The sequence below is a fragment of the Pseudomonas sp. 5P_5.1_Bac1 genome, assembly GCF_025466015.1.
Lineage (GTDB): Bacteria > Pseudomonadota > Gammaproteobacteria > Pseudomonadales > Pseudomonadaceae > Aquipseudomonas.
Window position 1 is genome coordinate 160,859 of the sequence record NZ_JANLNX010000110.1, and the last position, 26,743, is coordinate 187,601.

A 26,743-nucleotide genomic window follows, 5' to 3' on the forward strand; every position below is an offset into this window, starting at 1 on the left:
CTGCTCACTCAGCGCAACCGATCCGGCCGCCTCATGACCCCCATCTGCAAACCGAACGGCCGGAACACGGCATTCAGCGAATTGAGTGTCGGGTTCCCTTCCCCCTGTTCAATCTGAATCAGGGTCCGCACCGAAATTTTGCACATCTTCGCGAACTGGGTTTGCTGCATCTTGGCGACTTCGACCCGCAACCGACGCACGGCGGCACCCAATTCAAGTGAGCCATCGGCGATACCCGCCATTACGCTTTCGATCAGCAACCCTCGAATCTCGATCGAAACCGTCATAGCAACTCCCAGTCCTTCATGCGTTGTTCAAGGTTTTTCAAAGCGATGTGCGGATGATCAATGACCGCCTTCGGCAAACCCGACTCCGCCAGCAGATCCGGCAGCGCCAGCAAACCACGAGCATCCTGGCGCAAGCGCTCGAACGCCTGTTGCGGATCCACCAACGGTTCCAGCAACTGACAAGCCGCTCGCCAGCCGACCTCTCCCATATGCTCCACAGGCGAAGCCCATTTGGTGGTTCGTGTGATGCCTTCGGCGTCCATCACCATGGGCGCGAGGTCATAGATCGGCGCCAGCCGCAGCGCATCCTCGCCACGAATGATCGCCGTGTTGCGCCCGTGGTTGTCGGAGTTGCCGAGAATCTTGTTGATCAGATCACGGCGCATATATTCCGCCACCAGATCAGGCACCTGATCCTTCTGCCCGGCATTTATCCACAGGGCGGCCAGCCCTTGGATAACTTCCAGATGATCCATCCGGCTGCCTGGCTCGGTCACTCCCGCCAGCGAATACACCGACTCGACCGCCAATCGCTCAACGCCGGAAGCACCGATCCGACGGTCAAAGCGCTTCATCCAGAGGCTAGGTTTATCAGCCTCTTTCAGGTCCAGCTCGGCAGTTGCTACCGTATCGATGCCAAGGCGTTGCAGCGCCTTGTAGTAGAGGAATTCGGCACGCAGGATCGTCTGATCGTTGTCTAGCGCCTGGTTACGAGCAAACTTCACAAACCAGTGGCAGGCGGCATGTTCGTCATTCAGCACCGCATCCGGATAGAGCTGCCCATTCCGTCCTTCTGTCAGCAGCAGCTTGGGCGCCTCGCCCCCCGCCCCCGTAGCCCCACCAATAGCCGCGCCCTGCTCGTAGGCATACTCAAGAAAGCGCTGATCGCGACTGACGACATCCTCGAAACTGAACCCCATCGGGGCGCCGGTATCCAGCGTCTCGGCCGACTCCTTGATGCGCATATTGCCAATCGGTGCCGGCGTGCTGCGCGTCAGCAAGAAGATGTCTAGAGTTCTTGAGGTTTTCTGCATTTAAATGCATATAGCCAATCGAAAAAAAGGGGAGCAATTCGCTCCCCATGAGGTTAACCGTTTACTGCCGAGGGCTTGATCAGCCCTCGATCTCGATCAGGATTTCGCCCGGGTTGACCCGGTCGCCCTTGGCAACGTGGATGGCGGTGACCTTGCCGGCGATCGGCGATTGCACTTCGGTTTCCATCTTCATCGCTTCGGTGATGAGCACTGCCTGACCGGCCTTGACCGTATCGCCTTCCTTGACCAGGACATCGACGATGTTGCCCGGCATGGTGGTGCTGATATGGCCCGGCGCAGAGGCCTGTTTACGCTTGCTGCCGCCGCCACCGACGAATTCGTTGAGCGGTTCGAACACCACTTCTTCCGGCATGCCGTCGATGGACAGGTAGAAGTGACGCTTGCCTTCGGCCTTGACGCCCACACCGGTGATGTCGACGCGGTAGGTCTCGCCGTGCACGTCGATGACGAACTCGGTCGGTACGCCTTCACCGCTGGCCGAGGCCACGGCGCCAGCTTCCGGAATCGGCAGCAGCACTTCAGGGGTCAGGGTGCCGGCTTCGCGCTCTTCGAGGAACTTGCGCCCGATATCCGGGAACATAGCGAAGGTCAGGACGTCTTCTTCCGACTTGGCCAGAGCGCCGATGTCCGCGCGCAGCTTGGTCATTTCCGGCTTCAGCAGGTCCGCCGGACGCACGTCGATCACTTCTTCGCTGCCGATGGCCTGGCGACGCAGTTGCTCGCTGACCACGCCCGGCGCCTTGCCGTAGCCGCCTTGCAGGTAGAGCTTCACTTCGTTGGTGATGGTCTTGTAGCGCTCGCCGGCCAGTACGTTGAAGAACGCCTGGGTGCCAACGATCTGCGAAGTCGGGGTCACCAGCGGCGGGAAGCCGAGGTCTTCACGCACCCGCGGGATTTCCGCCAGCACTTCGTTCATGCGGTTCAGCGCGCCCTGCTCTTTGAGCTGGTTGGCCAGGTTGGAAATCATGCCGCCGGGCACCTGGTTGACCTGAACACGGGTGTCGACCGAGGTGAATTCGCTTTCGAACTGGTGGTATTTCTTACGCACGGCGTAGAAGTACAGGCCGATTTCCTGCAGCAGTTGCAGATCCAGGCCGGTGTCGAATTCGCTGCCCTTGAGCGCAGCGACCATCGATTCGGTACCCGGGTGGCTGGTGCCCCAGGCGAAGCTGGAGATGGCGGTGTCGATATGATCCGCGCCGTTCTCGATCGCCTTGAGCTGGCACATGGCGGCCAGGCCGGCGGTGTCATGCGAGTGGATGAACACTGGCAGCGATTGCTCGGCTTTCAGCGCCTTGACCAGTTCGCCGGTGGCGTATGGGGTCAGCAGGCCGGCCATGTCCTTGATCGCGATGGAGTCGCAACCCATGGCTTCCATTTGCTTGGCCTGGGCGACGAAGGCGTCGATGGTGTGAACCGGGCTGGTGGTGTAGGCGATGGTGCCCTGGGCGTGCTTGCCGGCGGCCTTCACGGCTTCGATGGCGACGCGCAGGTTACGCACGTCGTTCATCGCGTCGAAGATGCGGAAGACGTCGATGCCGTTGACTGCAGCCTTGGCGACGAACGCCTTGACCACGTCATCGCTGTAGTGGCGGTAGCCCAGCAGGTTCTGGCCGCGCAGGAGCATCTGCAGGCGAGTGTTGGGCAACGCCGCGCGCAGTTTGCGCAGGCGCTCCCACGGGTCTTCCTTGAGGAAGCGCACGCAGGCGTCGAAGGTCGCGCCGCCCCAGACTTCCAGCGACCAGTAGCCGACCTTGTCGAGCTTGTCGCAGATCGGCAGCATATCGTCGGTGCGCATGCGGGTGGCCAGCAGGGACTGGTGGGCGTCGCGCAGGATTGTGTCGGTTACGAAAATTTTCTTGGACATTATGGGTTCCTCACAGGCCTGCATGCGCGGCGATGGCGGCGGCGATGGCCAAAGCCAGCTCTTCGGGTTTGCGCTTGATCGAGTAGTTGGTCAGTTCCGGATGGCTTTCCACGAAGCTGGTGTTGAACTGGCCGCTGCGGAACTCCGGATTGCGCAGGATTTCCTGGTAGTACGCGGCGGTGGTCTTGACCCCCTGCAAACGCATGTCATCCAGGGCGCGCAGGCCGCGGTCCATGGCTTCTTCCCAGGTCAGCGCCCAGACCACCAGTTTCAGACACATGGAGTCGTAGTACGGCGGAATGGTGTAGCCGGTGTAGATCGCCGTGTCGGTACGCACGCCGGGACCGCCGGGCGCGTAGTAACGGGTGATCTTGCCGAAGCTGGGCAGGAAGTTGTTCTTCGGGTCTTCAGCGTTGATCCGGAACTGCAGGGCGAATCCGCGGTGCTGGATGTCTTCCTGCTTGACCGACAGCGGCAGGCCCGAGGCAATGCGGATCTGCTCGCGAACGATGTCGATGCCGGTGATTTCCTCGGTGATGGTGTGTTCCACCTGCACCCGGGTGTTCATTTCCATGAAGTACACCTCGCCATCGGCGAGCAGGAACTCCACGGTACCGGCGTTTTCATAACCGACCGCCTTGGCCGCGCGCACCGACAGGTCACCGATATAGGCGCGCTGTTCCGGGGTGAGCTGTGGGCTCGGGGCGATCTCGATCAGCTTCTGGTTGCGGCGCTGGATCGAACAGTCGCGCTCGAACAGATGCACCACATTGCCGAAGCTGTCGCCAAGAATCTGGGCTTCGATATGTTTCGGGTTGACGATGCACTTTTCCAGGAAGACTTCCGCCGAACCGAAGGCTTTGGTCGCTTCGGAAATGACCCGGGGGAAGGCCTGCTCCAGCTCTTCGCGGCTGTTGCAGCGACGAATCCCGCGGCCACCGCCGCCGGACGTGGCCTTGAGCATCACCGGATAACCGATGCGTTCACCTTCCTGCAGGGCCTCATGGATGTCGGCAACGTTGCCTTCGGTACCGGGTGTAACCGGTACGCCGGCCTTGATCATGCTGCGGCGGGCTTCGGTCTTGTCGCCCATGCGGCGAATGACTTCGGCGGCCGGGCCGATGAACTTGATCCCACGCTCCGCGCAGATATCCGCCAGTTCGGCGTTTTCCGACAGAAAACCATAACCCGGGTGCAGTGCGTCGCAGCCGGTTTCCACAGCGAGGTTCACCAGCTTGCGCGGGTTCAGGTAACCGGCCAGTGGCTCGGCACCAATGCTGTGGGCCTCATCGGCACGCTTGACGTGCAAGGCGTGGCGGTCGGCGTCGGAATAGATCGCCACGGAGCGGATACCCATTTCGGCGCAAGCCCGCACGATCCGAACTGCGATTTCACCCCGGTTGGCGATCAGGATTTTTTTTATCACTGGATTCTTCCCAAAGCCGCTGGACAAACGACCGGGCTCTGCCGGTCGGCGCGTGACCAGAGCTAGCTGGCCAGTCGCACAAACACCCTAGCGCTGTAGGTGAATAAACAAAAATCAATATTTGTTAGAGGCTCCATTAGCAAAAGCTTATAGTGCTGTTACAAGGTTTTGCCAAGGGCTGGGGATAACATGCGTAAGTCATTGATGCGTATGACATTGCGTCAATTGCAGATCTTCAATGAAGTGTGCGATTTGCGCTCTTACAGCCGCGCTGCGGAGGAAATGGCGCTAACGCAACCCGCCGTTAGTCTACAGATCCGCCAGCTCGAAGAACTGGTCGGCCAGCCGTTGTTCGAGTACGTCGGCAAGAAACTCTACCTCACCGAAGCCGCCGAGGCCTTGCAGCGCGCCAGCCGGGACATCTTCGGCCGCCTGGAAAGCCTCGACATGCAGCTTTCCGACATGCAGGGCTCGTTGCAGGGCCAACTGAAGCTGGCAGTCGAATCGAGCGCCAAGTACTTCGTGCCGCACTTGTTCGCGGCGTTCAAGAAGCTCCATCCCGAGGTCAACCTGACGCTCACGGTGGTCAACCGCGCCCAGGCGATCCGGCGCCTTTCCGACAACCGTGACGACCTGATCATCATGTCCATGGTCCCGCAGGACATGGGCCTGGAATTTCTGCCCTTCCTCAACAACCCGATCGTTGCAGTCGCCCCACCCGACCACCCGCTGTGCAAGCTGGACAGCTTGCGCTTGCAGGATCTGGAGCCGCATACGCTGCTGGTGCGTGAGCAAGGCTCCGGCACCCGCAAGGCCTGCGAGGAGTACTTCAAGGAAAAGCGCGTGCACTTCACCCAGACGCTGGAAGTGGCCTCGGCCGACGCCCAGCGCGAATGCGTGATTGCCGGGCTGGGCATTGCCCTGCTGACCCGTCATGCGTTGAATATGGAGCTGGCGACCGGCGTGCTGCGCGAGCTGCCGGTGGAAGAACTGCCGCTGTACCGAAGCTGGTGCGTGGTGCAATCCAAGGCCAAGCGGCAGTCGCCGGTGGCCTTGGCGTTTCTTGCGTTCATTCGCAGCGAACGTGTGCAGATCAGCGCGCTTGTTGAGCGTTTCTCTGGGGTTCTGCCGCCGATACCTGCCACAGATTGACGGCTTGCAGGTCGGGGTAGTCGGTGATGTCCTGGAGCAGGCGGCGCTGCTCGCAGTAGCTTTCGATCGCGCGGCGATACTCCATGCGGCGCAGGTCTTTTTCCTGTTGTTTACGGGATTTGGCGCTGGGCTGATACGAGCCATCGAGTTCACGAGCCATTGCATATCTCCCTGATCGAGTGCGGGAGTTTCAGCCTGACTGGCAAAGTTGACGGTTTGACGGCGAGCGGGTGACAGAGGCGTTAAACGCAGTGGCAAGCGACAAGCTGCAAGCCGCAAGCAAAGCAGGGGGAACGTGCTTTCCAGCCGCTTATGGCTTGAAGCTTGAAGCTCAATCTTCCACGTTTTTCAGCGACTTGGGCGACAACCGCAGGCTACGCAAGCTGCGCTTGACGCTCTTGAGGTGGTTGACCAGGCTCGGCCCGCGAGCCATGGCCACGCCCATGGCCAGCACGTCGATCACCACCAGGTGGGCGATACGCGAGGTCAGCGGGGTGTAGATTTCGGTGTCTTCATGGACATCGATGGCCAGGTTGACCGTCGACAACTCGGCCAGAGGCGTCTGGCTCGGGCACAAGGTGATGAGCGTGGCGCCGCTTTCGCGCACGAGGTTCGCGGTGATCAGCAAGTCCTTGGAACGACCGGACTGGGAGATGCACACTGCCACGTCGCCGGGCTTGAGGGTTACCGCCGACATGGCTTGCATGTGCGGGTCGGAGTACGCCGCCGCGCTGAGCAGCAGGCGGAAGAACTTGTGCTGGGCATCGGCCGCCACCGCACCGGAAGCACCGAAACCGTAGAACTCGACACGCTGGGCTTGGGCCATGGCGGTCACTGCGCGTTGCAGGGCCTGAGCGTCGAGGTTCTCGCGCACTTCCATCAAGGTGTGCAGGGTGGTGTCGAAGATTTTCAGGCTGTAGTCGGCGACCGAGTCATCTTCATGGATGGCAAACTGACCGAAACTGGCACCGGCCGCGAGGCTCTGCGCCAGCTTGAGTTTCAGGTCCTGGAAGCCCGAGCAGCCAATCGCCCGGCAGAAGCGCACGATGGTCGGCTCGCTGATGCCAACGTTGTGCGCCAGGTCAGCCATAGAGCTGTGCATGACCGCCGCAGGGTCAAGCAATACGTGGTCGGCAACCTTGAGTTCCGATTTGCGTAGCAGGTGGCGCGACTGGGCGATGTGTTGCAACAGATTCAATGGCGGGACTCGGTTATGATCGGCTGGCCGGTTGTAGCAATCTTGTAGTTATACTACATGACCAGCGAACCGCCCAGCTAAACGAATCAGGAGTGTGGTGGTATTGACTATTCCTTGTGACATTCTGGTCTTCGGCGGTACCGGCGACCTGGCCCTGCACAAACTGCTTCCAGCGCTCTATCACCTGTTTCGCGAGGCTCGCCTGCACCCTGCGGTGAGGATCGTCGCGCTGGCCCGAAGCCCCATGCCGCGCAATAGTTTTCAAAAACTTGCAGAGCGCCGTTGCCGCGCCCAGATCGCCCGCAACGACTTCGACGAAGACACCTGGCACCGCTTCTCCACCCGCCTCGACTACTTCTCCATGGACGCCTCGCAAAGCGCCGATTTCGGTCGCCTGGCGCATTTCCTCGGCGAACCCGGTGGCCTGGCCCGCATCTACTACCTCGCCACCGCGCCCAACCTGTTCGTGCCCATCGTCACCCACCTGCACATTGCCGGTTTGGTGGACAGCGAATCGCGCATCGTCCTGGAAAAACCCATCGGCCACTCGCTGGAATCGGCCACCGCCATCAACAGTGCGATTGGCGCAGTGTTCGACGAATCCCAGGTGTTTCGCATCGACCACTACCTGGGCAAGGAAACCGTGCAGAACCTCATGGCCCTGCGGTTCGCCAACGCGCTGCTGGAGCCGGTCTGGCGCGCCAACCAGATCGACCACGTGCAAATCAGCGTCTGCGAGACCCTCGGCGTGGAAAATCGCGGCGCCTACTACGACCGCGCCGGCGCCACCCGCGACATGCTGCAGAACCACCTGTTGCAACTGCTCTGCCTGGTGGCCATGGAGCCGCCGGCGCAGTTCGAGGCCGAGGCGGTACGCGACGAAAAAGTGAAGATCCTTCGCGCCCTCAAGCCAATCACCGACCAGGACGTCCAGGACAAGACCGTGCGCGGCCAGTACAGCGCCGGCAAGATCGGCGGCCAGGAAGTGCCGGCCTATTACTTCGAGAAGGATGTGGACAACGACAGCGACACCGAGACCTTCGTCGCCGTCGAAGCACACATCAACAACTGGCGCTGGGCCGGCGTGCCGTTCTACCTGCGCACCGGCAAGCGGCTGGCCAAGCGCTCGTCGCAGATCGTCATCCAGTTCAAGCCCGTGCCACATCGGCTGTTCGAGGACGACCGCGCCAACCAGTTGCTGATCCAGCTACAGCCGGACGAGCGCATCAGCTTGCAGATGATGACCAAGACACCGGGCAAGGGCATGCGCCTGGAACCGGTTGAGCTGAACCTGAACCTGGCCCAGGTGTTCGGCCAGACACGGCGCTGGGAGGCATACGAGCGCCTGCTGCTGGATGTGCTGGATGGCGATTCGACGCTGTTCATGCGTCGTGACGAGGTGGAGGCGGCTTGGGCCTGGATCGACCCGATCCTCAATGGCTGGCAGGAGCACTTCCAGACACCGCGCCCTTACCACGCCGGCACCAACGGCCCCGAACAGGCCCACAGCCTGCTGGCCCGCCACGGACGCGCCTGGCACGGCTGATGCCTACCAGACCGCGTCTTCCTGAAGCAGCCGCGCCAGCGTGGCGGCTTCGACGGGGCGGCTGATCAGGTAGCCCTGGACCTCGTCGCAGCCCTGCTCGCGCAGGAACTTGAGCTGTTCAAGGGTTTCCACGCCCTCGGCCACCACCTGCAGGTCCAGGCTGTGGGCCATGACAATGATCGCGCGGGTGATCGCAGCGTCTTCGCTGCCTTCACTCAGGCCGCGGATGAACGTCTGGTCGATCTTCACGTAATCCACCGGGAAGCGTTTCAGGTAGCTGAGCGAGGAATAGCCCGTGCCGAAATCGTCGATGGCCAGCTTCACACCCAGCTCATGCAACTGGCGGAAGATCGCGATGATGTGTTCGACACTGTCCAGCAGTTGGCTCTCTGTCAGCTCCAGCTCAAGCAAATGCGGCTCAAGACCGGTTTCCTCAAGCACCTGCCGTACCAGGCTGACCAACTTGCCCTGGCGCAACTGGTAGACCGACAGGTTCACCGACACGCGAATCGGGTTCAGCCCCTGGCGCTGCCATTCACAGGCCTGCCAGCAGGCCTGGCGCAGGACGAATTCGCCCATGGGCGCGATCAGCCCGGTTTCTTCCGCAAGGCCGATGAAATCCCCCGGCGGCACCATCCCCATGGCCGGGTGATGCCAGCGCACCAGCGCCTCCGCGGCATGCAAGCGACCGCTGGCAAGGCACACCTTGGGCTGATAATAGACCTCAAGTTGCCGTTCCTCGATGGCCTTGCGCAACTGGTTTTCCAGTTGCAGCCGGTCCAGGGTGCTGGCCTGCAGGCTCTCGGTGTAGAACTGGAAGTTGTCGCCACCGAGGTGTTTGGCATGCTGCATGGCCATGTTCGCCTGGCTGACCAACTGGTTCAGTTCGAGGGTCATGTCGGACAGCAGCGCGATCCCCACCGAGGCGCTGATCACCAGCTCATGACCGTCGACCCGCACCGGTACCCGCAGCTTGTCCAGCAGCCGGGTGGCGACCCGGACCAGACTCGACAGATTGCTGTAGCCATCGAACAGGACCACGAATTCGTCACCGGACAGCCGGGCCACAGTATCGGCCTCGGGCATCGCGTTGCCGATGCGCATGGCCATCTGCTTGAGCAACTGGTCAGCGACTTCATGGCCAAGGCTGTCGTTGAGCAGCTTGAAGCGGTCCAGGTCGATATGCATCAACACCAGGCTTCGGCCGCTGGTACGCAGGCGCTGCCCCGCCTCGTGCAGGCGCAGGCGGAATAGCGCTCGGTTGGCCAGGCCGGTGAGTTCGTCGTAATGGGCGAGGTAGCGCAGACGCTCCTCGGATTCGCGCCGCTCGGAAAGATCGCTGAAGAAGCCGACAACGTTGCTGATATTGCCGCGATTGTCGCAAACACCGTTCAGTTGCAACCACTGCGGGTACAACGAGCCGTCTTTGCGCGCTTCGACCAGCTCGCCCTGCCAACGTCCTTGCTGCTCCAGCGCTTGATCGATCGCCCCGTAGTGCCGTCGCGCATCGAGGCTGCAGGGCAACTCCAGGGCGTTGCGGCCCAGCAGTTCTTCGCGGCTGTAACCGGTCATCCGGCAAAACGCCTGGTTGAGCGCCAGCAGTTGGTAATCCGGGCCGAGAATGGCGATCCCTTCACTGGCCGCTTCGAAGACCGTCGCCGCCAGCCGTTGCTGTTCTTCCTGCGCCTTGCGCGCGCTGATGTCGCGGCGGGTGCCGATCATCCTTATTACACGGCCACTGCTGTCGCGCTCCACGGCGCGACCGCGGTCTTCGATCCAGCACCAGTGGCCCAGGTTGTGGCGGAAGCGGTACTCGATGCGGTAATCGTCGGTGCGGCCCTTGAGGTGCTCCACCAGTGTCCGCTTCAGTGAAAGCACGTCATCAGGGTGCAGGCGTGGCTTGAGATCCACGAGCATCGCCTTGACGTGGTCGGGATTGAGGCCGAACAGCTCCATGAGCTGGGTGTGATGGACCTCGTCGGTTTGCAGGTTCCAGTCCCACAGGCCCAGCTCACTCGCCTCCAGCGCCTGAGCCAGACGCTGCTCACTCTTGCTCAGGGCCTGGTTGGCGGCGTCCAGCTCGGCGCTGCGCTGGAACACGCGGTGCTCCAGCCCCGTCTGGGCTTCACGCAATTGCTCCTCGACCCCACGGCGCTGCTCGACCTCCCCGGCCAGTGCCTGGTTGAGTTGCTCGCTGCGGGTGTGGGCGGCTTGCAGGTGCTCGATCAGCGCCTGGTTCTGGAATCGCCGCAACAAGCTGTGCTCAATCAGCCGATTGACCTGCCAGGCCACCACCAGCAACGCACTCAACAGAATCAGGCCAAGCAGACCCCAACCCTGCTGTTGTTGGTCACCGGTCCAGAACAGGAAGGCGATTGGCGGCAACAGGCAGGGCAGCGAAAAGCTGAGGAAGGCCGGCAGGCTGACGGCGTAGGCCACGCTGGCCGAAAGGGTCGCGGCACCGAGCAGGCCGAATACCCAGGCCTGCTGCACGAAGTTATCCACAGGGACAAGCGCGATCGCCGCGCTGGCGAGCGTCAGGCCGCTGAAGGCCGAGCCCAACAGGAACATCCGGCGCCAGGTGGGTTTCGCCTGGCGATCGGGCATGGCGGCATCGAACGCGGCCACCTGGATTACCCGCAGGGCCACCAGCGCCATCAGCCACACCACCCAGATGCTCACCAGCAGGTAACGCTGCGGGCTCCACAACAGCCACGCGCAGACCAGACCGTTCAGCAGCATGAACAGCGTTGGCAACAGAGAACCTTGATACAACAGACGGGTACGCTCGACCGCCAGCTGCGTGGCGAACTGCTTGCGTATTCCTCGGCGCGCCTCAATTGGCACGCTCGCGGGGCCAGATGCGAGTGTCATGGGCAATGTTCTTGTAATGGTGAGCCACAAACGTGGACGGAGCATACACAAGCATCGGCCCACGCCAAACTGCTCTGTGTCATAAATTCGTACCCCCTTTTCCCATCCTTTTGTTCCGTGCCGAGCGCTCAAGCGCGCGGGCGAAGGCTTGCGTCCGATGACCGGCCGGTCGGCGGGCGTATCTTTTTCCCCGACGGGTTTGCCCATGCATCCGTTGCCCCCATAGAATGGGCGGATGCACGATGACCTCTCCCTCCTGTTGAACTCCCTCAACGACGCCCAGCGCCAGGCCGTAGCCGCGCAGGTCGGGCGTCAGTTGGTCCTGGCCGGTGCCGGCTCCGGCAAGACCCGTGTGCTGGTGCACCGTATCGCCTGGTTGATCCAGGTCGAACGGGCCTCGCCGCACTCGATCCTGTCGGTGACCTTCACCAACAAAGCCGCCGCCGAGATGCGCCACCGCATCGAGCAGTTGCTGGGCATCAGCCCGGCCGGCATGTGGGTCGGTACCTTCCACGGCCTGGCCCACCGCCTGCTGCGTGCGCACTGGCAGGAAGCCGGGCTGAACCAGAACTTCCAGATTCTCGACAGCGATGACCAGCAACGCCTGGTCAAGCGGGTGATCCGCGACCTGGGCCTGGACGAACAGCGCTGGCCAGCCCGTCAGGCGCAGTGGTTTATCAACGGACAGAAAGACGAAGGCCTGCGGCCCCAGCACATCCAGGTCAATGGCGACCTGTTCCTGGGCACCATGCGCAGCATCTATGAAGCCTACGAAGCCGCCTGCCAACGCGCCGGCGTCATCGACTTCTCCGAATTGCTGCTACGCGCCCTGGACCTGTGGCGTGACCACCCCGGCCTGTTGCAGCACTACCAGCGACGCTTCCGCCACCTGCTGGTGGACGAGTTCCAGGACACCAACGCCGTGCAGTACGCCTGGTTGCGCCTGCTGGCCCAGGGTGGCGACAGCCTGATGGTGGTCGGCGACGACGACCAGTCCATTTATGGCTGGCGCGGCGCGCGGATCGAGAACATCCAGCAATTCTCTACAGACTTCCCCGATTCCGAAGTGATCCGCCTGGAGCAGAATTACCGCTCCACCGCCGGCATCCTCAAGGCCGCCAACGCCCTGATCGCCAACAACAGCGGGCGCCTCGGCAAGGAACTCTGGACCGATGGTGGCGATGGCGAGCCGCTGAGCCTGTACGCCGCCTTCAACGAGCACGACGAAGCCCGCTACGTGGTAGAAACCATCGAAAGCGCGCTGAAGACCGGCATGTCGCGCAGCGACATCGCCATCCTCTACCGCTCCAACGCCCAGTCGCGGGTCTTGGAAGAGGCGCTGCTGCGCGAACGCATTCCTTACCGCATCTACGGCGGCCAGCGCTTCTTCGAGCGTGCCGAGATCAAGAACGCCATGGCCTACCTGCGCCTGCTGGAGGGCCGTGGCAACGACGCCGCGCTGGAGCGGGTTATCAATGTGCCGCCACGCGGCATCGGCGAAAAAACCGTCGAAGCCATCCGCGAGCATGCCCGCCACGCCCAGCTTTCCATGTGGGAAGCGATGGCCCAGTTGCTCGCCAACAAAGCCCTCAAGGGCCGCGCCGCGAGCGCCTTGGGCGCGTTTATCGAGCTGATCGAAAATCTCGCTGCCAAAGTCACGGACATGCCGCTGCACCTGATGACCCAGACCGTCATCGAGCAGTCCGGGCTGATCGTCTATCACCAGGAAGAAAAAGGTGAAAAGGGCCAGGCACGGGTAGAAAACCTTGAGGAACTGGTCAGCGCCGCACGCAACTTCGAGAGCGCCGAAGAAGATGCCGACCTGTCGCCGCTGTCGGCCTTCCTCGGCCACGCCTCGCTGGAAGCCGGCGATGCCCAGGCCGACGAGCACGAAGACAGCATCCAGTTGATGACCTTGCACAGCGCCAAGGGCCTGGAATTCCCTCATGTGTTCCTGGTGGGGATGGAAGAAGGCCTGTTCCCGCACAAGATGAGCCTGGAAGAACCTGGCCGTCTCGAAGAAGAACGTCGCCTGGCCTACGTGGGTATCACCCGCGCCATGCAGCAGTTGGTCATGACCTACGCGGAAACCCGACGCCTGTACGGCAGCGAGACCTACAACAAGGTTTCCCGCTTCGTACGCGAGATCCCCGCAGGCCTGGTCCAGGAAGTGCGCCTGTCCAACAGTGTCAGCCGGCCCTTCTCCGGCGCGCAGAAACAGACCGTCAACAGCCTGTTCGCCAACGCCAACATCCCGCAGACCAGCTTCAACCTCGGTCAGCGCGTCCAGCACGCGGTATTCGGCGAAGGCGTCATCCTCAACTTCGAGGGTTCCGGTGCCCAGGCCCGGGTCCAGGTGAACTTCGCCGAAGGCAGCAAGTGGCTGATGCTCGGCTACGCCAAGCTCGAAACTATCTAAAAGACAAATCCGACCATCGACATGGGCCTTTCCTTCTATAGAGGAAGGACAGGCCCATGGCCTGCTGTGTAGGCGGTCAGACTTTTCAGGCAAAAGATGGAAACATGTTGTCGCTGGTCATGTGTCAGGCAACCTGTGCACCATGGCGCGCGTGTAATCCACAAACGGGAATACCCTTCTATGCAACGTTTTCTCAGCATCGCCCTGGCGCTGTGCATCGGTCTCACCATGAGCCTCGACGCCAACGCCAAGCGCTTCGGCGGCGGCAAGAGCTCGGGCGCCGCACCGACGCACCAGGCCCGTCAGGCCACCCCTGCCAACCCTGCCGCCACCCCGAACGCGCCAGGCCGTGCTCCTGCCGCCGCCAGCGGCGCTTCGAAATGGCTCGGCCCGCTGGCCGGTATCGCCGCAGGTGGCCTGCTGGCCTCCATGCTGATGGGCGATGGTTTCGAAGGCATGCAGATCTTCGACATCCTGATCATGGCGCTGATTGCGTTCCTGGTCTTCCGCTTCATCGCCGCGCGCCGTCGCAAACAACAGCAGCCACAAATGGCAGCCGCTGGCCACCCGCCGTATCAGCGTGAAGCCTACGAGCAGCCTGCCCAGCCGTCGATCTTCGGTGGCTCCGCACCTGCCGCGGCCGCCCGCCCGGTGATCAACGCCCCGGCCTGGTTCAATGAGCAAAACTTCCTGGCGGCTGCCCGCAGCCACTTCCAGTCGCTGCAACAGCACTGGGATGCCAACGAGATGGACAAGATCGCCGAGTTCGTGACCCCGCAGATGCTGCAGTTCCTCAAGCAGGAGCGTGCCGACCTGGGTGACACCTTCCAGTCCACCTACATCGATGACCTGCAAGTGCAGCTCGAAGGTGTCGACGATCGTGCCGACAAGACCATCGCCACCCTGACCTTCAGTGGTGTGTCGAAGACGTCGCGTTTCGACAAGGGCGAAGTGTTCAGCGAAAGCTGGAACATGGAGCGTGCCCCAGGCGAGAACCAGCCTTGGCTGGTCGCAGGTATCCGCCAGAACGGCTGATCTTGAGGCGCCGCACAGAAAAAACCCCGGGCTTGCCCGGGGTTTTGCTTTTAGCGCACTGCCCTACTAGGGTATAACGCGCAACGCTTTGAAAAGGTCAGGACACAGAGGACAAGCACCGTGGAAGAAGTCATCGAACAGCTTCGTGAGGCCAACGAACCGGTACCGGTACCGCTTGAGCTACCCGACGAAGACCAACTGGTCGAAATCGAAGAAGAGTTGTTCATCAATATTCCGTTTGTCTTCAAGGAATTCCTGCTGACCGTCAGTGATGTGGTTTATGGCAGCCTGGAGCCGGTGACTGTCACCGATCCACAGTCCCATACCTACCTGCCGGAAGTTGCCGCCAACGCCTGGGACGCCGGCGTGCCGCGCGACCTGATTCCAATCTGCCAGGACGGCGACGATTACTACTGCGTCGAGGAAGACGGCACCGTGGTGCTGTGGTCCGGCGAAGAAGAGATCGTCACCGAAGAAAGCTGGGAGTCGGTGTGGCACTGGGTGCGGGATGTCTGGCTGGAAAGCTGAATCAATTCCCTTATACAAATTAATGGCTCTTGGCCATCAATGTTCGTAGAATCCGCCGCGTCTTCCTGTGCGTGGCGGGTCGCTACCGCTCCATCCCCTCGGACATACGTCCCGCACGCACAGGAAGCCCCCTCGCCGTTTACGGGTCTTCGATGTCGATCCATCCTCGTTGGTTGCTGTCATTTACGCTGATGCTGCTCGCAGGCTGTCAGGCGCCTCTGACGCAATTGCAGGAACTGAGCACCGAGCACGCCCACCGCGTCACCCTCGAGTCGTCCCGACCGTTTCCCCTCGCCATGAGCCTCCCGCTAGCGCGCCCCTCCGGCAGCCGATTGCGTGTCTATCTGGAAGGCGACGGTCATGCCTGGGCTACCGCAACCCAACCCAGCCTCGACCCCAGCCCGCGAACACTGCTGCTGGCCCGCCTGGCAATGAGCGATCCCCAACCGAGCGTGTACCTCGCGCGGCCTTGTCAGTTCGTCAGCAGCCCGGCGTGCAAACCCGTGGTCTGGACCGACCAGCGTTTCGGCCAGGCGGCACTCGACAGCCTCGACCAGGCCCTGGACCGTATTCGGCAGCACTATGGCAATCGGGATTTCGAGCTGATCGGTTACTCCGGCGGCGCGGCATTGGCGCTGTTGCTCGCCGCAAAACGCGACGACATCGCGGTGGTGCAGACCCTGGCCGGCAACCTCAGCCCGCGTCAGTGGACGCAAAGCCTGGGCTTGAGCCCTCTGCACGGTTCGCTGGAACCACTGGATCACTCGGGACGGCTAGCTCGGGTCGCGCAGCGACACTTTCTCGGCCTAGGCGACCGCACGGTGCCGTCAGCGCTCTATGAACACTACCGCAGTGCACTCGGCCCCGCCGCCTGCATCGAGAGTGTCCGCCTTCCGGGAGTGAATCATGCGGAAGGCTGGGCCGCAGCCTGGGCGCAGTGGCGCGACCGGCCACTGCGCTGCGCGCCTCAGTGATGGTGTTCTTTCTGGTTCTCGAGGGTTTCGAGCAAGGCGATCTGCATCCGTGTGTGCACCCGGATGAACCAGCGCCAGAGCAACGCCACCACACCCGCCGCCACCACGGCGATCAATAGCAGCAGCTCGTTGGTCGGCAGGATGCTCGCCGACAATGCCGAGAGCAGCAGGAAGATCACCAACAGCGACAGCACCGGAATGACCTCGGCGATCACCCGGCGCACGCGCTGGGTATGACGGCCGGCCATTTCCGGCTTCACGCCCATTTCCGCCAGCAACATCGACAGCGCCTTGAGCTTGCGGTACGCGGCAATCAGGAACGGCAGCGACAGCAGCAAGGCCAGGCCCCAGATCAGCGCCTTCTGCTGACCGATATCCGGCAGCCAGTGAGTGAGATAGGTCCCGATCTGAACGGCGAAATAACCACCACTGAAGAAGATCGCCACTACCAGCGCCAGGTTCACGCCAACCTGCAACAGGATACGCCGGATCATCGACGCCAGCATCGCCCCCTCACCCTGCGGCTGAATGCTACGCAGCCATTCGCCATACAACGACAGCACCCGGGACAAACGGCTCGGGACCACCTTGGCCAGCTTGATCGACAGCGGATCGGCGGCACGGATCAGGTACGGTGTCAGCAGCGTGGTGATGGCGGACACCGCCACGGCCACCGGATACAGGAAGTCGCTGGTCACCTGCAGGGTCATGCCCAGCGCGGCGATGATGAAGGAAAACTCGCCAATCTGTGACAGGCCCATCCCGACACGCAGTGAGGTACGACCATCGTTGCCGGCGATAAAGGCTCCCATGCCGCAGGACAGCATCTTGCCCAGTACCACCGCGATGGTGATGACCACGATCGGCCAGATGTACTCCACCAGCACCGTCGGGTCGATCATCAGGCCAATGGCGACGAAGAAGATGGCACTGAACATGTCACGCACCGGCTCGATCAGGCGCTCGATTTTCACCAGTTGCCGCGACTCCGCCATGATCGCGCCGATCAGGAAGGCGCCCAATACCATGCTGTATTCCAGCTTGACCACCAGCAGGCAGAAGCCGAAGCACAGGCCGAGCACGGTGATCAGCAGCATTTCATTGCTTTCGAAGCGCGCCACGTAGGCCAACAGCCGCGGAACCAGGAGGATGCCAATCACCAGCGCGACGATCATGAACAGCGACAGCTTGCCCACGGTGGAGAACACTTCGCCGGAGCTGACCGTGCCGCTGACGGCAATGCCGGAGAGCAGCGCGATGATGCCGATCCCGAGGATGTCCTCGACGATCAGCACGCCGAAGATCAGTTGGGCGAAGCGCTCGTTCTTCATCTTCAGGTCATTGAGCGCCTTGACGATGATGGTGGTGGAGGAAATCGCCAGGATCGCGCCGAGGAACAGCGAGTCCATGGTGCTCCAGCCAAACCAGCGGCCGATCTCGAAACCGATCCAGATCATCAGGACGATTTCCAGGAACGCGGCAATGAACGCCGTGGCGCCCACCTTGAAGAGCTTGCCGAGACTGAATTCCAGGCCCAGGCAGAACATCAGGAAGATCACCCCGAGCTCGGCGAGCGTCTTGATGGTGTCTTCGTCGTGGATAAGGCCGAATGGCGGGGTGTGGGGGCCGATGATGAAGCCGGCGACGATGTAGCCCAGCACGACGGGCTGCTTGAGACGATGAAAGAGAATGGTGACTACACCGGCAACCAGCATGATCACCGCCAGATCCTGGATAAAGCTGATGGCATGCACGGCGTGACGCTCCTTACTTCTCATGCGAAGAACAAAGCGCGACCCAACCCCAGCTCGGATTGAGTTGCGGACGTTTCTGTTTTAAATGTAGGAAATAGACCTGTTACAAAGTCGTTTCTGGAGGTTATCACCGACGACTGCTGCAAAATGGTCGTGCAATATGCAGAAACAGATCGGCACTTCCATCACCGCAAATGGCATGAACCGCGTGACGAGAGGCGAGGTGTCAGCGTCCCGTTTTCAAGATGGCAATTCATAGGGGGAAAGAAGCATGGACAAACCGCGCCACCCCGCCTCAGCGCAACCTTACCGTGAGCAGATTATGGAACCCGGAAACGCCCAGCTATCGATGACCGTCCTGATGACCCCCGACATGGCCAACTTCTCCGGCAATGTCCACGGCGGCACCCTGCTCAAGTACCTCGACGAAGTGGCCTACGCCTGCGCCAGCCGTTATGCCGGGCGCTACGTCGTGACCCTGTCGGTGGACCAGGTGGTGTTCCGCGAGCCGGTGCATGTCGGTGAGTTGGTGACCTTCCTGGCCTCGGTCAACTACACCGGGAACACCTCGATGGAAGTCGGGATCAAGGTGGTGACCGAGAACATCCGCGAGCGCTCGGTACGCCACAGCAATAGCTGCTTTTTCACCATGGTCGCGGTGGACGATGACCGCAAGCCAGTGGCCGTGCCGCCACGCCAGCCACAAACCAGCGAAGAAAAACGACGCTTCCTGCAGGGCAAGCAGCGCCGTCTGATCCGGCAGGAACTGGAGAAGCGTTACCAGGAGCTCAAGGTCGATCTCGACTCGATCTAAACCGAAAGACGCCGGGCCTCGAAACGCAACCGTGGGTGCACGATGCGGTCCTGGGCCCGCACCACTTCCAGCTCGTAGCTGCCGCAGGCCTGGGTTTCAAGCAGCACTTCGTGCACTGCCGCAGCGGTGAATTCGAAGGCCGTCACCCAGTTATCGCCCAACAACAGCCGAGCGATGAACAGGCCGGACGTCAGGTCACCCACACCGACCGGCTGGCGCGGGAACGCCAGCAGCGGGCGTTGCAGATGCCAGCTACCGTCTTCGGTTACCAGCAACATTTCGAAGTCATCCGCGAGCTTGCCGGGGTAGGACAGGTGCTTGACCAGCACCGCCTTCGGCCCGAGCGCCATCAGTGCGCGGGCCATGCCCACACAGTCTTCCAGCGATTCGGCGGATCGGCCGGCAAAGCTGTCCAGCTCGAGCTGATTAGGGCAGAGCACATCGGCCGCCGCCACGGCCTCGCGCAGAAGAAAATCGCTGACTTCGGCCGGGACGATGCAGCCCTTCTCCGGATGGCCCATCACCGGGTCACAAAGGTACAGCGCACGCGGGTTGGCTTCCTTGATTCGCGCTACCGCGCTGAGGATCGCGCGGCCCTGCGCAGCACTGCCCAGATAGCCGGATAGAACTGCGTCGCAATTGCCCAACTCACCGATATTGCTAATCCCTTCCACCAACGCGGGAATTTGAGCTGGAGCAAGCACTTCTCCCGTCCACTGGCCATACTGAGTGTGATTGGAGAACTGCACCGTATTGAGCGGCCAGACATTGACCCCGACCCGCTGCATCGGGAATACAGCGGCGCTGTTGCCGGCGTGGCCAAACACAACGTGAGACTGGATGGCGAGCAGGTGCGGCGTACGTTTCATGCAGGGCGTCCAAAACGGTTGAATGACGAACAAGGCGCGCAGTATGGCGCCAAATGCCACCTGTACGACAGACCGGGGCGGCAGTTAAGCTGGGCACACCTCGTTGGAGCATGTGTAGATGGTTACCCTCGAAAACATCCTGGTGCTGATGTTGCTGGCCACGGCGGGCGCGTGGCTGTGGCACAACCATGGATTGCGGGAAAAGGCGCTGGAGCGGGTCAAGCAGCACTGCGCAAAGCTTGACCTGGAACTGCTCGACGGCAACGTCGCGCTAAAGAAGATCGCCTTCGTACGCGACGCCAACGGCCGCAAGCGGCTGGCGCGTGTGTATAACTTCGAATTCACCGTTACCGGCGAGCAGCGACATCCCGGAACGGTCACCCAGTTCGGTGCCCACAGCGTGCAGATCGAGCTGGCGCCCTATCCTTTCGAGATCAAACCGCCCGTGCATGGCGACAACGTCATCGAAATGAAGCAGTGGCGCCAGGAACACAGCCGCTCGCGTCACTAATTATCCACAGGCAAGCGGCAAGCGAGCATCTGCCGCGCTAGCGCCGCGGGTTCCTGGGCCTGATCGAAGATCAGTTCGATCCGCGAATCCCGCCGCCAGGCACTTTCCTGCCATTCCAGCGCCTGCCCCGCCACGGCGTTGGCTGAACACCAACCTTGCGCACCGTGCACCACCATCTTTGCCCGACGCCAGTCCAGCTTTTGCACAAACTGCTGCAATTGCGCCCTCTCAAGCTTTTGCTGTGGATGAAATCGCCAGCCGATGCTCCAGCCTTCCGGGAGCTGTTGATAAGTGCATATTGGCTGGGAAATATCCGTCCACAGCGCGGTAACTGGAGGCGGGCCGCTGGGCAAAAGGTTATCCACAATCGAGTTATCCACTGCCGAGAGCGGGCCAGATGGCAGTTCATCGAGCGGCACCTGCCCGTGATCTGTCCAGAAAAGCGGCACTGAAGGCAGTTTCGAGGTTATCCACAGGCGGCTTTTGTCACCCACAACCGATGCTTTGTTCAGTACCAGCAAGCCAGCGTCGGCCAACGCCTGTACCTGCGCCTGCGGTAGCTCAGCGCCGGCGGCCAGCGCTTCGGCATCGAGCACCAGCACTGCCGGCTGCACCGCCAATACGCCCTGCCACGGCGGTAATCGAAGTTGCGCCATCAATTGCGCCGGATGCCCCAACCCGGAAGGTTCGATAAACAGGCGATCCGGCCGCGCCTTGCGCAGCAACCGGGCCAGGCCAACCTGAAACGGCGCACCGTTCACGCAGCAGAGACAGCCGCCAGCCACCTCGCCTATGCTCACGCCCGCGTCATCAGTGCTGAGCAGCGCCGCATCCAGGCCGATCTGACCAAACTCGTTGATCAGCACGGCCCAGCGCTCATCAGCCTGACGCTGGCTGAGCAGGTGACGAATCAGGCTGGTCTTCCCGGCCCCGAGCGGGCCGGCGATTAGATGGGTGGGAATGTTCTTCAGCATGGAGAGCCGTTTCAGCGGGAAATTTCAGCACTATGCTCCGCGCTCATGCCAGCCAGTCAAGGGTCAGTATCAAACGTCGCTCGCCGTTGGCCAGCGCCGGAGAACGGTGGACCACACCAGCGCCTTCGTTACCCAGCCATTTCTCGCCCTTGAACAGCGCCACATCACCACAGGCCAGCTGCCGGATATCGGCGCTGTCCACCTCGTCCTGTGCCAGCCGCCGCCGATCTACCGCGCCTTCCTCCAGCCACTCACTGGCCGGCCCGGCGTAGGTTGTGATCAAACGCAACGGCACATGATCGACATGAAACCGCGGGCACATGGCCCGCTCCAGCGCGCGCAGACGAACACCGACGCTCTTGGCACCGAGCAGGCAGGCATAGGCATCGATCAGCCAGGCCAGGTCGGCGATGAAGCCTTCATGACCGGCCAGATCCGTGTAAGCACTGGCCACGCCATCAAGCAGTGGCATCTGGCCGTCCTTGCCGACCGTCAAGGTGAAGGATTCAGCCAACGGCTCATTCAACGACAACAACAGCGCGGCGAAGTCATTGATATGCGCCGGCAAGCGCCGCTGCCATACCGCAAGATTGACGCCGTCGAGCAGGGCCTCGGTCAGCGCCATCGGCGTCTCTCCAAATACCTGGCGCACGGGCGCCAGTGCTTCGGCCACTTGCATCAGGCCACCTCCTCTTCATGCCAGGCGCCAAACGGATCCGGCAGCTGGCGCCAGCGACTTGCACCGAGGGCCATTTCAGCGTTGCTGAGCAGGCAGGCGTCGAGTTCGGCATGCAGGCGCGGCACATCGATGTGCTGACCGATGAACACCAGCTCCTGACGGCAGTCGCCGGATTCCGGGTCCCATTGCTGAAGAATCGTCGCAGTGCTCTCGGGGTCCTGTGGCCATTGGGCTTTCGGGACAAAACGCCACCAGCGCCCGGCGAAACCGTGGCGCATCATGCCGCCAGCCTGCGACCAACTTCCCGCCTCCTGGTATTTGCTGGCTAGCCAGAAGAAACCTTTGGAACGCAGCAGGCGGCCATTGCCCCAGGGCCTGTGGATAAAGTCGAAGAAACGCTGCGGATGCAGCGGGCGGCGGGCCTGCCAGACGCTGGCGGCAATACCGTATTCCTCGGTTTCCGGGACGTGTTCGCCACGCAGTTCCTGGAGCCAGCCCGGAGCGCTGGAAGCGCGGTCGAAGTCGAACAGGCCGGTGTCGAGGATCTCTTCCAGATCAACCTGCCCCATCAGCATCGGCACGATTCGCGCGTGAGCATTGAGGCGGCGCAGGATCGCGCTCAGTTCTTCACGCTCGTGGCTGCTGATCAGGTCAATCTTGCTCAGGAGAATCACGTCAGCGAACTCCACTTGGTCGATCAGCAGATCGCTGATGGAGCGCTCGTCGTCGTCACCCAAGGTTTCGCCGCGACTCGCCAGGCTCTCGGCCGCCTGATAGTCACGGAGGAAATTCAGCCCGTCGACCACGGTGACCATGGTATCCAGCCGCGCCATCTCGACCAGGCTACGGCCCTGGTCGTCGCGGAACGTGAAGGTTTCCGCCACCGGTAGCGGTTCGGCGATCCCCGTGGACTCGATCAGCAGATAGTCGAAACGGCCTTCTGCGGCCAGGCGGCTGACTTCTTCCAGCAGGTCTTCGCGCAAGGTGCAGCAGATGCAGCCGTTGCTCATCTCCACCAGTTTCTCTTCGGTGCGGTTGAGGCTGACGTTGCGCTGCACTTCGGTGGCATCGATATTGATCACGCTCATGTCGTTTACGATCACCGCGACCCGCAGGTTGTGGCGGTTACGCAGCACATGGTTGAGCACCGTGCTCTTGCCGGCACCAAGAAAGCCGGAGAGCACGGTTACGGGAAGACGATCGGGCATGGCGCGGTTCCTCATCAGGGCGGCAGAGTGCATTCGAACGATGCATTGGTTTATTGTTACATTATAACAATGCACTTTCATCAACCACCTGTCCACGTCCAAAGCGAGAGGGCCTCATGACGTCACAGAAAAACCTGCTGTGGATAACCTTGCTCTGTATCGCCAGCAGCACCCAAGCCATGCCCCGCAGCGAACCGGCAACCTGCACCCGCAGCGCCAATCTGCTGGCCTGCGCTGATCGTCAGGGCGGTTACTACAGCGTGCAGACCCAAGGCGCGACAACCTACTTGCGCGGCTACGACGCTCCGAGCGAGCGCCGCTGGGCCCAGACCAACAGCCGCTATGGCCAATTGACCTTCTTTACCGGCATCGCCAGCGACGGCGAAGCCTGGGTCGGATACAGCCGACGAGTGGGCTGGACCACCCTCAACCGGGTTTCCAGTTCCAGCGGCCAGCGTTTCAACCTGCGTTGCAACCGACTCAGCGGCTGCCAGTGAGGCGAGTGAAAAAGTGCTGGTATTCGAATTGTTATAATGTAACTTATTGCAATCTCTTCACCGACGGCTCGCACTATGAACGCCCTGACCCTTCCTGATATTGCCGCACAAGCCAGCCAGCAATCCCTGCCGCTGGAATGGGTTGGCATGTGCGGCATCGCGCTTCCGTTGCGTCTGGATCAGCAAATCCTTCAAGGGACCGCAGACGCGGGCGTGAACCTGAGCGATGGCACATCACGCGGCATCCACATGTCTCGGCTGTATCTAGCGCTCGCAGTGTTCAAGGATGAACCGCTGTCGGTCCCGCTGATCCGTCGCGTGCTCAGGCAATTTCTCGACAGCCATGAAGGCCTGTCCACGCGCGCACAACTCACCCTGCGCTTCGACGTACTGCTCGAGCGCGCGGCGTTGGTCAGCTCGGAATCCGGTTTCAAGCGCTATCCAATAGTCATTGATGCGCGGCTGGAAGATGAAATGTTCCACGTGGAACTAAATGCAGAGGTGATCTATTCCTCAACATGCCCCTGCTCGGCGGCGCTGGCCAGACAGTTGATTCAACAGCAGTTCCTCACTGACTTCGGCAACCGCAACCTGACCCATGAACAAGTATTGAGCTGGCTCGGCAGCGCCCAGGGCATCGTCGCGACGCCCCACAGCCAGCGCAGCACAGCCAAGTTGCGGGTACGGCTCAAAGAGAGCTGCGATGAGCTGCCAATTCTCGAAGTGGTTGATCAGGCGGAAGCTGCCTTGGGCACTGCGGTACAAACCGCCGTAAAACGAGCTGACGAACAAGCCTTTGCCTTGGCCAATGGTCAGAACCTGATGTTCTGCGAAGACGCTGCCCGCCGCCTGAACCTGGCCCTGAAGCTGGTGCCCTCAGTGGCCGGCTTCCAGTTGCGCGTGGAACATGCAGAGAGCCTGCACGCCCACGACGCTGTCGCCCAAAGTCACTGGAACTGGTGAAACGAGTCTTAGCTGCGCGGCTTGACCGTTCCGCAGTCGGCCCCCAGCCACACCGCGCGAGTATCCATGCTGCCCTGCTGCTGCGCGCCGGTTGCGTTGAAGGTGCCATGGACCTTGGTCAGGAATTCACGATCGCTGAGAAACTGCGCCTGCCCGGTGCCCTGTGCCTTGGGGCAACTGAACTCGAACTTCCAGACATTGCCATTGCGCTCGGTGATTCGCTGGGTGCAACCCGACTGCGGGTCCTGCAAGGGAATGTTGTCGGTCTTCACCTGTTCTGGCGTCAGACATGAGCGCACACCCTTGCCCGCCACCGTGACGCCCTGCTTGGCCAGCACACCTTCCATCATTGCCCGTTGCTCCGGCGGGAGGTTCTTCAATTGTCCAAGCATGAAGTCCATGTCAGGCAGCGCCTTGCCATCGACCTGCATGTTGCTGGTGGTCAGCTCCCACAAACCCGGTTGCAGCATCTGCGCCTGAACCAGAGGACTCGACAGGCCAACCAGCAGCGCCAGCATCGACATGCGAATGTTCATCTAATGACTCCCCGAAAACTCCGGCCCCGTGCCGGACTACCGATTAGACGACAAATTGCCCATCGGGTTGCAAGACACATCAGGAACATGCTCTGTTAGGACCCTGATTGCGGACGGCAGGACGTACATGGATTACCACAGCCCCCAGTTCTTCGGTTACCTCATTGGTGCAATTCATCTGCTCGGCCTGATTGCCGCCGCGCACGCAGTGTTCACAGTGCGTACCGCCCAAGGAGCGATCGCCTGGGCGATGTCGCTGCTGTTCATCCCCTACCTGACACTGATTCCCTACTTGATCTTCGGCAGTCGTACCTTCGACGCCTACATCCAGGCGCGACGCCAGGCCAACCAGGAAATGCACATCGCCATGGCCGACCTGAACTGGCGCCCCTGGGTGGAGGAAGCGTTGGCCGCCAGCAACTCACCCGCCTATGCCGGTCTACGCGCCCTGCCACGACTCAGTCGCATGCCGTGCCTGGCGAACAACACGTTGAAACTGCTGATCGATGGCCAGGCTACCTTCAAGGCGATCTTCAATGCCATCGATCAGGCTCGCGATACGGTCTTGGTGCAGTTCTTCATCATTCATGACGATGACCTGGGCCGTCAGCTTCAGGCACTGCTGCTGAAGAAAGCTGCCGAAGGCGTGAAGATCTATGTGCTGTACGACAGCGTAGGCAGTCACGCCCTACCCACCCGTTACAGTCAGGTCCTGCGCGAAGGCGGCGTCGATATCCGGGCCTTTGCTACTCGTCGCGGCTGGTTCAACCGCTTCCAAGTGAACTTCCGCAATCACCGCAAGATCGTGGTGGTGGACGGTGTAACGGGCTTTGTCGGCGGACACAACGTCGGCGATGAATACCTCGGCGGCAACCCTCGGTTATCCCCATGGCGCGACACTCATGTTCAGGTGGGTGGTCCGGTGCTGGCCTGTTTACAGGAGTCCTTCGCCGAAGACTGGTTCTGGGCCGCGCGCAAATTGCCGCCATTGATCCTGCCGGATACCTACCCGGAAAACGGCATGCTCTGTCAGGTCCTGGCCAGCGGTCCGGCTGATCCACAAGAAACCTGCTCACTGTTTTTCCTCGATGCCATCCACGCGGCACAAGAGCGGGTGTGGATAACCAGTCCCTATTTCATTCCTGATGAAGCGGTGTTCGCCGCGTTGCGCCTGGCGGTCCTGCGTGGAGTGGACGTGCGCATTCTGATCCCATCCCGCCCCGACCACCGCATCGTCTACGCCGCCTCCAGCCTGTTCGCCTTCGAAGCGGTGCGCGCGGGCGTGCGGATGTTTCGGTATGAGCCGGGGTTTCTGCATCAGAAAGTGGTGCTTGTGGATAACGACGTCGCCGCGATTGGCAGCGCCAACCTGGACAACCGGTCCTTCCGCCTGAATTTCGAAATCATGCTGGTGACGATCGACGCGGAGTTCGCTACCACGGTGGAGCAGATGCTGGTGAACGACTTCGACCAGGCCCGGGAAATCACCCCGGAAGACAGCCGCGATACGCACCGCCTGCAACAACTGGGGATGCGTATCGCGCGGCTGATATCTCCGATCCTTTAGCGAGTGGCGC

At 61.6% G+C, this 26,743-nt stretch carries 23 protein-coding genes and 1 pseudogene; 11 read left to right on the top strand and 13 right to left on the bottom strand.

Going from position 1 to position 26,743, the window contains the following annotated elements; all coding sequences use genetic code 11:
- Window positions 1-8: 8 nt before the first annotated feature.
- The 4 genes and pseudogenes from NTD82_RS25220 to NTD82_RS25235 form a co-directional block, all read right to left on the bottom strand.
- The gene (locus tag NTD82_RS25220; RefSeq protein ID WP_095158903.1) at window positions 9-287 is read right to left on the bottom strand and encodes a helix-turn-helix domain-containing protein; all 279 of its coding nucleotides are present in this window, start codon (window positions 285-287) and stop codon (window positions 9-11) included.
- Window positions 284-1,297, bottom strand: a pseudogene (locus NTD82_RS25225) (HipA domain-containing protein); the annotation flags it as partial. The gene NTD82_RS25220 and the pseudogene NTD82_RS25225, both read right to left, overlap by 4 nt.
- Before the next feature lie 103 nt (window positions 1,298-1,400).
- Window positions 1,401-3,209 carry a sodium-extruding oxaloacetate decarboxylase subunit alpha gene (gene oadA / locus NTD82_RS25230; protein ID WP_262130727.1) on the bottom strand — a complete coding sequence of 603 codons (1,809 nt, stop codon included), beginning with the start codon at window positions 3,207-3,209 and terminating at the stop codon, window positions 1,401-1,403.
- A 10-nt stretch (window positions 3,210-3,219) separates the two neighbouring features.
- On the bottom strand, window positions 3,220-4,635 hold the full coding sequence (locus tag NTD82_RS25235) for an acetyl-CoA carboxylase biotin carboxylase subunit (protein WP_095158901.1): 1,416 nt from the start codon (window positions 4,633-4,635) through the stop codon (window positions 3,220-3,222).
- A 204-nt stretch (window positions 4,636-4,839) separates the two neighbouring features.
- Here NTD82_RS25235 and NTD82_RS25240 point away from each other — a divergent pair, with 204 nt between their 5' ends.
- A complete protein-coding gene (locus NTD82_RS25240) occupies window positions 4,840-5,787 on the top strand; it encodes a LysR family transcriptional regulator (protein ID WP_175653128.1) in 948 nt (315 codons plus the stop codon).
- Here NTD82_RS25240 and NTD82_RS25245 read toward each other — a convergent pair.
- Together NTD82_RS25245 and hexR are read right to left on the bottom strand one after the other, a co-directional pair.
- Window positions 5,729-5,947: a PA3496 family putative envelope integrity protein gene (locus tag NTD82_RS25245; protein WP_095158899.1), complete on the bottom strand. Its 219-nt coding sequence runs from the start codon at window positions 5,945-5,947 to the stop codon at window positions 5,729-5,731. The genes NTD82_RS25240 and NTD82_RS25245 overlap by 59 nt on opposite strands.
- 171 nt (window positions 5,948-6,118) lie before the next feature.
- Window positions 6,119-6,985 (bottom strand): transcriptional regulator HexR, encoded by an 867-nt coding sequence (gene hexR, locus NTD82_RS25250; RefSeq protein WP_095158898.1) that lies wholly within the window; start codon window positions 6,983-6,985, stop codon window positions 6,119-6,121.
- A 103-nt stretch (window positions 6,986-7,088) separates the two neighbouring features.
- Here hexR and zwf point away from each other — a divergent pair, with 103 nt between their 5' ends.
- On the top strand, window positions 7,089-8,531 hold the full coding sequence (gene zwf / locus NTD82_RS25255; protein WP_095158897.1) for a glucose-6-phosphate dehydrogenase: 1,443 nt from the start codon (window positions 7,089-7,091) through the stop codon (window positions 8,529-8,531).
- 3 nt (window positions 8,532-8,534) lie between these two features.
- Here the strand turns inward: zwf and NTD82_RS25260 are convergent, their stop codons facing one another.
- On the bottom strand, window positions 8,535-11,405 hold the full coding sequence (locus tag NTD82_RS25260) for a putative bifunctional diguanylate cyclase/phosphodiesterase (protein ID WP_262130728.1): 2,871 nt from the start codon (window positions 11,403-11,405) through the stop codon (window positions 8,535-8,537).
- A gap of 235 nt (window positions 11,406-11,640) precedes the next feature.
- Here NTD82_RS25260 and uvrD point away from each other — a divergent pair, with 235 nt between their 5' ends.
- The 4 genes from uvrD to NTD82_RS25280 all read left to right on the top strand — a co-directional run bounded on the left by uvrD (window position 11,641) and on the right by NTD82_RS25280 (window position 16,361).
- Window positions 11,641-13,824: a DNA helicase II gene (uvrD, locus tag NTD82_RS25265; RefSeq protein ID WP_262130729.1), complete on the top strand. Its 2,184-nt coding sequence runs from the start codon at window positions 11,641-11,643 to the stop codon at window positions 13,822-13,824.
- A 180-nt stretch (window positions 13,825-14,004) separates the two neighbouring features.
- Window positions 14,005-14,859 carry a Tim44 domain-containing protein gene (locus NTD82_RS25270; RefSeq protein ID WP_110969824.1) on the top strand — a complete coding sequence of 285 codons (855 nt, stop codon included), beginning with the start codon at window positions 14,005-14,007 and terminating at the stop codon, window positions 14,857-14,859.
- A gap of 120 nt (window positions 14,860-14,979) precedes the next feature.
- Window positions 14,980-15,387, top strand: coding sequence for an SMI1/KNR4 family protein (locus tag NTD82_RS25275; RefSeq protein WP_095158893.1), 408 nt, complete (start codon window positions 14,980-14,982; stop codon window positions 15,385-15,387).
- 152 nt (window positions 15,388-15,539) lie between these two features.
- Window positions 15,540-16,361: an alpha/beta hydrolase gene (locus tag NTD82_RS25280; protein WP_262130730.1), complete on the top strand. Its 822-nt coding sequence runs from the start codon at window positions 15,540-15,542 to the stop codon at window positions 16,359-16,361.
- On the opposite strand, the gene NTD82_RS25285 is transcribed toward NTD82_RS25280, so the two are convergent.
- Window positions 16,355-18,115, bottom strand: coding sequence for a cation:proton antiporter (locus NTD82_RS25285; protein ID WP_262130731.1), 1,761 nt, complete (start codon window positions 18,113-18,115; stop codon window positions 16,355-16,357). The two genes, NTD82_RS25280 and NTD82_RS25285, sit on opposite strands and share 7 nt — an antisense overlap.
- A gap of 322 nt (window positions 18,116-18,437) precedes the next feature.
- Between NTD82_RS25285 and NTD82_RS25290 the strand changes: the two genes are divergently transcribed.
- Window positions 18,438-18,929 (top strand): acyl-CoA thioesterase, encoded by a 492-nt coding sequence (locus tag NTD82_RS25290; RefSeq protein ID WP_095158891.1) that lies wholly within the window; start codon window positions 18,438-18,440, stop codon window positions 18,927-18,929.
- Here the strand turns inward: NTD82_RS25290 and pdxY are convergent.
- Entirely contained in the window at window positions 18,926-19,798 is an 873-nt protein-coding gene (gene pdxY, locus NTD82_RS25295; protein ID WP_095158890.1) for a pyridoxal kinase PdxY, read from the bottom strand. The two genes, NTD82_RS25290 and pdxY, sit on opposite strands and share 4 nt — an antisense overlap.
- A gap of 118 nt (window positions 19,799-19,916) precedes the next feature.
- On the opposite strand from pdxY, the gene NTD82_RS25300 reads away from it, so the two are divergent.
- Window positions 19,917-20,309 carry a DUF3301 domain-containing protein gene (locus NTD82_RS25300; RefSeq protein WP_262130732.1) on the top strand — a complete coding sequence of 131 codons (393 nt, stop codon included), beginning with the start codon at window positions 19,917-19,919 and terminating at the stop codon, window positions 20,307-20,309.
- Here the strand turns inward: NTD82_RS25300 and NTD82_RS25305 are convergent.
- Genes NTD82_RS25305 through zigA form a run of 3 tightly spaced genes read right to left on the bottom strand, consistent with a single transcriptional unit; the run spans window position 20,306 to window position 23,170 of the window.
- Entirely contained in the window at window positions 20,306-21,283 is a 978-nt protein-coding gene (locus tag NTD82_RS25305) for a CobW family GTP-binding protein (RefSeq protein ID WP_262130733.1), read from the bottom strand. The two genes, NTD82_RS25300 and NTD82_RS25305, sit on opposite strands and share 4 nt — an antisense overlap.
- Before the next feature lie 43 nt (window positions 21,284-21,326).
- Window positions 21,327-21,962, bottom strand: a complete 636-nt coding sequence (locus NTD82_RS25310; protein WP_095158887.1) for a DUF1826 domain-containing protein — start codon at window positions 21,960-21,962, stop codon at window positions 21,327-21,329.
- Window positions 21,962-23,170: a zinc metallochaperone GTPase ZigA gene (zigA, locus tag NTD82_RS25315; protein ID WP_262130734.1), complete on the bottom strand. Its 1,209-nt coding sequence runs from the start codon at window positions 23,168-23,170 to the stop codon at window positions 21,962-21,964. The genes NTD82_RS25310 and zigA overlap by 1 nt, the downstream gene beginning before the upstream one ends.
- A 116-nt stretch (window positions 23,171-23,286) precedes the next feature.
- Here zigA and NTD82_RS25320 point away from each other — a divergent pair, with 116 nt between their 5' ends.
- Window positions 23,287-23,667, top strand: coding sequence for a glutamine synthetase (locus tag NTD82_RS25320; RefSeq protein ID WP_262130735.1), 381 nt, complete (start codon window positions 23,287-23,289; stop codon window positions 23,665-23,667).
- Between the two features lie 75 nt (window positions 23,668-23,742).
- Window positions 23,743-24,630 (top strand): GTP cyclohydrolase FolE2, encoded by an 888-nt coding sequence (folE2, locus tag NTD82_RS25325; protein ID WP_262130736.1) that lies wholly within the window; start codon window positions 23,743-23,745, stop codon window positions 24,628-24,630.
- 8 nt (window positions 24,631-24,638) lie between these two features.
- Here the strand turns inward: folE2 and NTD82_RS25330 are convergent, their stop codons facing one another.
- Complete coding sequence (locus NTD82_RS25330; protein ID WP_095158883.1) at window positions 24,639-25,166, bottom strand: DUF3617 domain-containing protein; 528 nt, start codon at window positions 25,164-25,166, stop codon at window positions 24,639-24,641.
- A 127-nt stretch (window positions 25,167-25,293) separates the two neighbouring features.
- On the opposite strand from NTD82_RS25330, the gene cls reads away from it, so the two are divergent.
- Window positions 25,294-26,733 carry a cardiolipin synthase gene (gene cls / locus NTD82_RS25335; RefSeq protein WP_095158882.1) on the top strand — a complete coding sequence of 480 codons (1,440 nt, stop codon included), beginning with the start codon at window positions 25,294-25,296 and terminating at the stop codon, window positions 26,731-26,733.
- Window positions 26,734-26,743: the final 10 nt, after the last annotated feature.

Excerpts from the sequence above, each read along its gene's own strand:
- NTD82_RS25220 (WP_095158903.1), bottom strand. The coding sequence starts at position 287 with ATGACGGTTTCGATCGAGATTCGAGGGTTGCTGATCGAAAGCGTAATG.
- oadA (WP_262130727.1), bottom strand. The coding sequence starts at position 3,209 with ATGTCCAAGAAAATTTTCGTAACCGACACAATCCTGCGCGACGCCCAC.
- NTD82_RS25240 (WP_175653128.1), top strand. The coding sequence starts at position 4,840 with ATGCGTATGACATTGCGTCAATTGCAGATCTTCAATGAAGTGTGCGAT.
- NTD82_RS25245 (WP_095158899.1), bottom strand. The coding sequence starts at position 5,947 with ATGGCTCGTGAACTCGATGGCTCGTATCAGCCCAGCGCCAAATCCCGT.
- NTD82_RS25260 (WP_262130728.1), bottom strand. The coding sequence starts at position 11,405 with ATGACACTCGCATCTGGCCCCGCGAGCGTGCCAATTGAGGCGCGCCGA.
- uvrD (WP_262130729.1), top strand. The coding sequence starts at position 11,641 with ATGCACGATGACCTCTCCCTCCTGTTGAACTCCCTCAACGACGCCCAG.
- NTD82_RS25270 (WP_110969824.1), top strand. The coding sequence starts at position 14,005 with ATGCAACGTTTTCTCAGCATCGCCCTGGCGCTGTGCATCGGTCTCACC.
- NTD82_RS25280 (WP_262130730.1), top strand. The coding sequence starts at position 15,540 with ATGTCGATCCATCCTCGTTGGTTGCTGTCATTTACGCTGATGCTGCTC.
- NTD82_RS25290 (WP_095158891.1), top strand. The coding sequence starts at position 18,438 with ATGGAACCCGGAAACGCCCAGCTATCGATGACCGTCCTGATGACCCCC.
- pdxY (WP_095158890.1), bottom strand. The coding sequence starts at position 19,798 with ATGAAACGTACGCCGCACCTGCTCGCCATCCAGTCTCACGTTGTGTTT.
- NTD82_RS25300 (WP_262130732.1), top strand. The coding sequence starts at position 19,917 with ATGGTTACCCTCGAAAACATCCTGGTGCTGATGTTGCTGGCCACGGCG.
- NTD82_RS25305 (WP_262130733.1), bottom strand. The coding sequence starts at position 21,283 with ATGCTGAAGAACATTCCCACCCATCTAATCGCCGGCCCGCTCGGGGCC.
- NTD82_RS25310 (WP_095158887.1), bottom strand. The coding sequence starts at position 21,962 with ATGCAAGTGGCCGAAGCACTGGCGCCCGTGCGCCAGGTATTTGGAGAG.
- zigA (WP_262130734.1), bottom strand. The coding sequence starts at position 23,170 with ATGCCCGATCGTCTTCCCGTAACCGTGCTCTCCGGCTTTCTTGGTGCC.
- NTD82_RS25320 (WP_262130735.1), top strand. The coding sequence starts at position 23,287 with ATGACGTCACAGAAAAACCTGCTGTGGATAACCTTGCTCTGTATCGCC.
- folE2 (WP_262130736.1), top strand. The coding sequence starts at position 23,743 with ATGAACGCCCTGACCCTTCCTGATATTGCCGCACAAGCCAGCCAGCAA.
- NTD82_RS25330 (WP_095158883.1), bottom strand. The coding sequence starts at position 25,166 with ATGAACATTCGCATGTCGATGCTGGCGCTGCTGGTTGGCCTGTCGAGT.
- cls (WP_095158882.1), top strand. The coding sequence starts at position 25,294 with ATGGATTACCACAGCCCCCAGTTCTTCGGTTACCTCATTGGTGCAATT.